Origin of the sequence: Burkholderia sp. Ac-20392, assembly GCF_017104585.1 — a bacterium.
Classification (GTDB): domain Bacteria; phylum Pseudomonadota; class Gammaproteobacteria; order Burkholderiales; family Burkholderiaceae; genus Burkholderia; species Burkholderia lata.
On record NZ_JAAGPB010000441.1, the window covers coordinates 1 to 6,782 of the forward strand.

The 6,782-nt window shown below is 67.6% G+C and carries 6 protein-coding genes; 2 read left to right on the forward strand and 4 right to left on the reverse strand.

The genetic code is table 11. The annotated features are described in order from the left end of the window. Together G3N99_RS31435 and G3N99_RS31440 are read left to right on the forward strand one after the other, a co-directional pair. On the forward strand, positions 1-861 hold an 861-nt coding region (locus tag G3N99_RS31435), incomplete at its 5' end, for a squalene/phytoene synthase family protein (protein ID WP_206124331.1). Between the two features lie 490 nt (positions 862-1,351). After that, the gene (locus tag G3N99_RS31440; protein WP_174948700.1) at positions 1,352-2,566 is read left to right on the forward strand and encodes a porin; all 1,215 of its coding nucleotides are present in this window, start codon (positions 1,352-1,354) and stop codon (positions 2,564-2,566) included. Positions 2,567-2,785: 219 nt separating this feature from the next. Here G3N99_RS31440 and G3N99_RS31445 read toward each other — a convergent pair whose 3' ends face one another. The 4 genes from G3N99_RS31445 to G3N99_RS31460 all read right to left on the reverse strand — a co-directional run. Then, positions 2,786-4,276, reverse strand: a complete 1,491-nt coding sequence (locus G3N99_RS31445) for an efflux transporter outer membrane subunit (protein ID WP_206124332.1) — start codon at positions 4,274-4,276, stop codon at positions 2,786-2,788. A gap of 10 nt (positions 4,277-4,286) precedes the next feature. Then, positions 4,287-5,441 carry an ABC transporter permease gene (locus tag G3N99_RS31450; RefSeq protein WP_174935496.1) on the reverse strand — a complete coding sequence of 385 codons (1,155 nt, stop codon included), beginning with the start codon at positions 5,439-5,441 and terminating at the stop codon, positions 4,287-4,289. Continuing rightward, positions 5,438-6,397 (reverse strand): ABC transporter ATP-binding protein, encoded by a 960-nt coding sequence (locus G3N99_RS31455; RefSeq protein ID WP_174935494.1) that lies wholly within the window; start codon positions 6,395-6,397, stop codon positions 5,438-5,440. Before G3N99_RS31455 ends, G3N99_RS31450 begins: the two co-directional genes overlap by 4 nt. Further along, on the reverse strand, positions 6,394-6,782 hold a 389-nt coding region (locus G3N99_RS31460; RefSeq protein ID WP_206124333.1), incomplete at its 5' end, for an HlyD family secretion protein. The genes G3N99_RS31460 and G3N99_RS31455, both read right to left, overlap by 4 nt.

Consider the following 6,782-nt stretch of genomic DNA (forward strand, 5'->3'; position numbering starts at 1 on the left):
CGCGACGAGGTCGAGCGGCTCGGCGACGGCGTTGCGCTGTCGCGTGCACTCGAGGACGTGACGCGGATGCAGACCGATTCGCACGAACACGTGCTGCTCGGCTCGATGGAGCCGATGCTCGCGCTGCTGCGCACGCAACCGGACGCCGACCGCGCATCGATCCGCAAGGTCGTCGCGACGTTGACGGCGGGGATGGTATTCGACCTGCGCACGTTCCCCGACGAGCAGTCGGGGCGCGTCGTGTCGCTGCCGACGCGCGACGAACTCGACCGCTACACGTATCTCGTCGCCGGCTGCGTGGGCGAGTTCTGGACCGACATGACGCGCATGCACACGCCGGCCGCGCGCGGCTGGAACCTGCCGGACATGTGCGAGAAGGGCATCCGTTTCGGCAAGGCGCTGCAGATGACCAACATCCTGCGCGACTGCGGGAAGGATCTGCGCATCGGCCGCTGCTACCTGCCCGACGACGTGCTGGGTGAGCACGGGCTCGGCGTCGCCGACCTGATGGCGCCCGACGCGTCGGCGCGCGCGCGCGGCGTGCTCGTCGAACTGCTGCGTGTGACGCTCGACCAGTATCGCGACGCGTGCCTGTATACGCTGGCGATCCCGCGCCGCTTCGTACGGCTGCGGCTCGCGTGCCTGTGGCCGATCATGATCGGCCTCGAAACGCTCGAGCTGCTGGCCGGCCACGCGGCGTGGCTCGATCCGGTGAAGCCGGCCAAGGTGCCGAGAAAGCGCGTCTACCGGATCATGGCGTCGTCGCTCGCGCTGGTCGGCTCGAACACCGCGATTCGCGCGCGCATGACCGCGCTCGCCGATGCCGTGAACGCGCATCTCGTGCCGCCGGCCACGCGCTGAATTGCACTGAACGATGCCGGCGCGACAGGTGCCGGCATCGCCCCTCGGCCCGCGTTCGCCGGGCCATCACTGTCCGATCCTCCACGCGTCGACTAAAAACGTTTTCATTATTTCGTGTCGCGAAACGTGGGTGTCATGAACGTCAGCGATCCTTCGCGGCGGCGTGAATCGTGGCGTCTGCCGCGGCCGCGCATTTGTAAGATGTGACTTGTCGAAGGCATCTGACGACATCCGACGGTCGCGTTGCACCCGTAAAAATGTAAAGCTAGGGTTTTCACCGGGAAATGCCGGAGAGGCCCGCCGCGTAAGCGTTTCAGGGTGTTATGTAACCGTTTGGTGAACCCGCGCGTTGCGTCGATCATACGATGACCGACTGCCCGTGTTGGGAAATAATCGGTAATCCGTCAGAATTGCGCCGACATGTACTCGCACATGTGTCAGGTCATAAAACCACACCACAAAAGAAACATTCTTTGAGGACGGAGAATCAATGAAAAAGCGCGTCGCTGTCGCCATGACGGCAGCTGGCCTTGCAGCCGCTACCGCCGCCCACGCTCAAAGCAGCGTGACCCTGTACGGTATCGTCGATAACGGTCTGGCTTACCAGAACAACTCGTCGGCAGTCGGTGCGACCTCGGGTGGTCACTCGAAGGTGCAGATGTCCACCGGCGTGTGGGCAGGCAGCCGCTTCGGCCTGAAGGGCAGCGAAGATCTCGGTGGCGGCACGAAGGCGATTTTCCAGTTGGAAGCCGGCGTCAACACGGCTAACGGCTCGTCGCAGTGGACCAACGGCATCTTCACGCGTCAAGCGTGGGTCGGCCTGACCAACAACACGTACGGTACGCTGACGGCTGGCCGCCAGTACACCGCGTACTACACGCTGCTGTCGCCGTACAGCCCGACGACCTGGCTGACCGGCTACTACGGCGCGCACCCGGGCGATATCGACTCGCTGGATACCAGCTACCGCGCGAACAACTCGCTCGTCTACATGTCGCCGAAGTTCTACGGCGTCACGGTCGGCGGTTCGTACTCGTTCGGCGGCGTCGCAGGCGCGACGAACCGCGGCTCGACGTGGAGCGCGGCGATCCAGTACCTGAACGGCCCGGCAGGCATCGCAGTCGGCTACCAGAAGATCAACAACGCGACGCTCGGCGGCGGCGTGTGGGGCTCGAGCTCGACGGTCCAGAACGGCCTGGACGCGAACGGCAACGGCGCGCAGCCGGCAGTCTCGTCGATCAACAACGGCTACGCCACCGCGCAATCGCAGCAGCGTATCGCCGTGACGGCTGGCTACCAGTTCACGCCGGCATGGGACATTTCGGCATCGTACTCGAACGTCCAGTACACGCCGGGCACGGGTTCGGCGTTCCGCAACACGGCCATCTTCAACACGGCAGGCGCCGTGCTGCACTGGAAGGCAGCCGCTCAGTGGGACTTCGCAGCGGGCTACTCGTACACGGCGGCAACGCAGTCGAACGGCATCACCAGCTCGGCCAAGTACCACCAGGTCACGCTGTCGCAGTACTACAGCCTGTCGAAGCGCACGGGCCTGTACGCAGTTGAGGCTTACCAGCATTCGAGCGGCAACACGCTGAACGGCGGCAAGATCATCGCTGCAACGACGTCGATCGGCGACGGCGTGGGCGCAGGTTCGAAGCAGAACCAGATCGGCCTCGGCGTCGGCATGATCCACCGCTTCTAAATGCCACGCGGCGCGCGAGCGCCGCTTACGGCATGCGGTATGAAAACCGGCCTTCGGGCCGGTTTTTTATTTGCGGTACTGAGCGTATTCCGGTCCCGTCACCGGCCGGCATCGACCGGAAGCGGCGACGACGAAAGTCGCGCCTGACAAGCGCACCGCTCATGCGGTGCCCGGCGTGCAAACGGCAGCATCCGGCCCGTGCCAATGTCGTCCGGCCAGTCACTCCGCCGGAACATCCGTCCAGCTCCCCGCCAGCGCCTGAAACAGCGCCGCCGTATCGGTAAGCCGGTCGGCCTGCGCGCGCGTACGGTCGAGCGCCGTCTGCAGTGTCTGCCGCTGCGCGTCGAGCAGGTCGAACGTGCTGATCCCGCCTGCCGCATAACGGCCGCCGGCGATCCTGTTGCTGGCTGCCGCCTCCTGCGCGGCGGTGTCTCTCGCCTGTAGTTCAACCGCATCGTGTTCGACCGCGCGCATCGTATCGGCCACCTGCTGCAGCGCCTCGAGCACGGTTTCCCGGTAGCTCGCGAACGCCGCGTCGTACGCCGCTTCGGCCGCGCGTTTCTTCGCGCGCAGTTCGCCGCCGTGAAAGAGCGGTTGCGTCAGGCCGAGGCCGACATTCCACACATTGAGCCCGCTCACGAGATCCGCGATGTGCGTGCGCTCCGAACCGATCCCCGCCGAAATCGACAAGCGCGGATACAGGTTCGCGGTGGCGACGCCGACGTTCGCGCTCGCCTGGTGCAGCACGGCTTCAGCCGCCCGGATGTCGGGCCGTTCGCGCGCAAGCGTCGACGGCAGCGCGACAGGCAGCGTGCGTGGCAGCGCGAGTGCATCGAGCGTGAGATCGGGCAGCACGGCATCGGACGGCGGCGCGCCGAGCAGGATCGCAAGCCGGTGGCCGGCTTGCGCGAGGCGGGCCTCGAGCGGTGGCAGCGACGCCTGCGTCTGCGCGAGCAGCGCGCGCTGCGCATGCACGTCGGCCTGCGATACGCCGCCCGCCGCGAAGCGCGCTTCGACGATGTGCAACTGCCGCGCCTGCGCATCGATCAGTTGCCGCGTGAGCGCGACCTGCTGCGCGAGCGACGCGCGCAGGATCGCGGTCGCGACGACATTGCCCGCGAGCATCAGGCGCGCAGCGTCGAGCGTGTACGCCTGGTAGTCGACCTGCGCGCGCAGCGCTTCGAGCGCACGCCGGTTGCCGCCGAACACGTCGAGCACGTACGACACGCTCACCGACGCGTCATAAAGCGTGAATGGCCCCGGGCTGGGCACGTTGGCGGGCAGGCCGAATGCGGTCGTGTCGACTCGCTGGCGCGTGGAGGACAGGTTCGCGTCGATGCTCGGCAACATCGTCGCGCCGGCTTCGGCCGCATGGTTCTGCCGCGCTTCGTCGAGCCGCGCACGGGCCTCGGCAAGCGTCGGGCTGTTGTGCCACGCGGTATCGACGAGCCGGTTCAGTGGTTCAGAGCCGAACTGCGTCCACCAGTGCTGCGGGGTATGCGCGGCCGATGCGAACGTCTGCGCGTCGCCGGTCGGGCCGGCGGTGGCGGCCGTCGTCGCGGGCGGCTCGTCGCGCGTGTAGTGCTGCGTGGCCGGTGCATCCGGCGCGTGGAAATCCGGCCCGACCGCGCATCCGGCGACGAGCAGCGCGGCGGCGGCCAGTGTGCAATGGCGGGCGGCGTGGGAGGGGCGACGCGAAGCCGGTTTCATCGTGCGGCACCTAATCGAGCGTACGCCGGTAAAAGCGCAGCGCGACGCCCATCACGACGACGGTGAACAGCGCGACCGGCCACACGGATGGCCACAGGTCGCTCCAGCCGTTGCCTTTCAGCAGGATGCCGCGCACGAGGCGGTTGAAGTAGGTGAGCGGCAGCAGGTTGCCGATGAATTGCGCCCACTTCGGCATCCCGGCGAACGGGAACATGAAGCCCGACAGCAGGATGTTCGGCAGGAAGTAGAACACCGCGAGCTGCATCGCCTGCAACTGGTTCTGCGCGAGCGACGACAGCGTGATGCCGACCGTCAGGTTCGCGGCGATGAACAGCAGCGCGGACAGGTAGATCGCGAACACACCGCCGACGAACGGCACGTCGAACACGAACCGCGCCGCGACGACGATGATCGATACCTGGATCAGCCCGATCAGCACGTACGGAACGATCTTGCCCGTCATCACCTCGAGCGGCCGCACGGGTGTCGCGAGCAGGTTCTCCATCGTGCCGCGCTCGCGTTCGCGGGTGATCGCGAGGCCCGTCATCATCACCATCGTCATCGTCAGGATCACGCCCATCAGGCCCGGCACGACGTTGTACTGCGTGATGCCCTCGGGGTTGTACAGCCGGTGCAGCACGACGTCGAACGCGGCCGGGCGGCCGTTCAGGTAGGCGAGCGGGCCCGTCAGGTCCTTGTCCGCGACCGGCTGCACGAGGCCCGGCAGCGCGCCGATCGCTGACGCGGTCGCGACGGGATCGGTCGCGTCCGCCTCGACGAGCAGCGACGGACGCTCGCCGCGCAGCAGCCGCCGCGAGAAATCGGCCGGCACGTTCAGCACGAACTGCACGTCGCCGCGGGCGAGCGCATGCCGGCCGGCCGCTTCGTCGGGCAGCGTCTCGACGATGTCGAAGTATGCGGAATTGCGCATCGCCGCGACGAAGCTGCGCGCGAACGGGCTCGCGTCAGCGACGATCACGGCCGTGGGCAGGTGCTTCGGATCGGTGTTGATCGCGAAGCCGAACAGCGTGAGCTGGATGATCGGCACGCCGACGATCATCGCGAACGTCACGCGGTCGCGTCGCAACTGCAGGAATTCCTTCAGCACGATGCTCCACCAGCGCGCGACCGAAAACGAATCGCGCAGGCGCGCCCACGCGTTCATGACGACGCTCCGGCGGGCGGCGCGGATGCGCGGCCCATCATATAGATGAAGACGTCCTCGAGCCCGGTGTCGATCGGCGCGACCTGCAGCGCGGCTGGCCCGTCGGCTTGGGTCGCGACCTGCGCGAGCGTCGCGTCGAGCTGCGCGCGATCGCGGCCGCTTACATGCAGCGCCGAGCCGAACACGACCGTCTGGTCGACGCCCGGCATCGTGCGCAGTCGTGCGGACAGTTCGCTCAGATGCGCACCGGTGATCGCGCGGGTCGCGAGCCCCTGCGACGCGACGATCTCCGCCGACGTGCCCTGCGCGAGCAGCTCGCCGTACGCGATGTACGCCAGCTTGTGGCAGCGCTCGGCCTCGTCCATGTAATGGGTGCTGACGAGCACCGAGATCCCTTGCGCGGCCAGCCGGTGCAGTTCTTCCCAGAAGTCGCGGCGCGCGGCCGGATCGACGCCGGCTGTCGGCTCGTCGAGCAGCAGCAGCGCCGGCTCGTGCAGCATGCAGGCGGCCAGCGCGAGGCGTTGCTTCCAGCCGCCCGACAGCGCGCCCGTGAGCTGGTCCGCGCGGCTCGCGAGGCCGAGCCCGTCGAGTGCGCGCGCAACGGCCGCCTTGCGGTCGGGCATCCCGTACACACGTGCGACGAAGTCGAGGTTCTCGCGGATCGACAGGTCTTCCCAGTACGAGAAGCGCTGCGTCATGTAGCCGACGCGCCGCTTGATCTGCGCGCTGTCGCGCACGATGTCGTAGCCGAGGCAGGTGCCGCTGCCCGAGTCGGGCGTGAGCAGCCCGCACATCATCCGGATCGACGTGGTCTTGCCGCTGCCGTTCGGCCCGAGAAAGCCGAAGATCTCGCCGCGCGCGACGCGCAGCGACACGTCCTTCACGACGTGCTTGTCGCCGAAATGCTTGTTCAGGCGATCGACGTCGATCGCATACGGTGCGGGCGGCACGTTCATGGCGCCCTCACGGCGACGGGCTGGCCCGGGTGCAGCTTCGGCGCGTCGGCGACGGCGGGGCGCGCCTCGATCATGAACACGAGCTTGGTCCGGCTCTCGTTGCTGTAGATCACGGGCGGCGTGTATTCGGCCTCGCTCGACACGTAGGTGATGCGCGCGGGCACGTCGGCCGCACAGCCGTCGCAGTGGATCGCGACCGTGCGCCCCGGCGCGAGCGATGCAATGGCGGCCTCGGGAACGAAGAAGCGCACCTTCAGGTTTTGCGGCGGCAGCATCTGCACGACCGGATTGCCGGCCTGCACCCATTCGCCGACGCGGTACAGCGTGTCGTACACGCGCCCGGCGGCGGGCGCGGCGACGCGCTTCTGGTCGAGTTTCCATTGCG